The sequence below is a fragment of the Microbacterium sp. Kw_RZR3 genome (genome assembly GCF_029222405.1).
In the GTDB taxonomy this organism is placed as follows: domain Bacteria; phylum Actinomycetota; class Actinomycetes; order Actinomycetales; family Microbacteriaceae; genus Microbacterium.
Genome location: NZ_JARHXC010000023.1, coordinates 1 through 526, shown reverse-complemented (window position 1 = coordinate 526; position 526 = coordinate 1). Strand labels below are relative to the sequence as shown.

1 other RNA gene is annotated in these 526 nt (G+C 62.9%); it reads right to left on the bottom strand.

What is annotated here, in order from left to right:
- Positions 1-368, bottom strand: a transfer-messenger RNA (tmRNA) gene (gene ssrA / locus P2P98_RS00810).
- Positions 369-526 lie beyond the last annotated feature (158 nt).

The following is a 526-nucleotide window of genomic DNA, read 5'->3' as shown; positions in this document are numbered from 1 at the left end:
GTGGAGCTGGGGGGAATCGAACCCCCGTCCAACGCTGGGTCTCCGCGTTTTCTCCGGGCGCAGTCTGTGAAAACGTTCTGCTCGGCTCCGACCTTTGTCACAGACACCTAAGTCGACAAGCCCAGCCTGGGAAAAGTCCCGCGTGACGTCCAGACGCCGTCACGCAGCAAGACCCCTAAATGACGCCAGGATCCGTGGCGGGGTCACACACGGTCTGACGGACTATCGGGCTCGCTTACGCAGCGAGGGCGAAGTCAGTGCGCTTAGCATCGGCACTTATTGTTTTGCAGGGAGCGTTTACGAGATAACCCCACATCCTCGGCCCGCTTCTCGCGGGTTCGCAGGCGCTGTCGAAACCGATCAGCCCCGGGAACTCCGTTCGGAGTGGCCACTGTCACGCTGTTGAATTACCACCTCGGTCGCCGTCTTCATCAGCGGCACCCGAGCATCACAGTCTACAACGTATCGAGGGGCCCGGTGATTCCCACGGTGGGGCGGCGGGCCGTCGCGCGGGCCCGTGGACCGT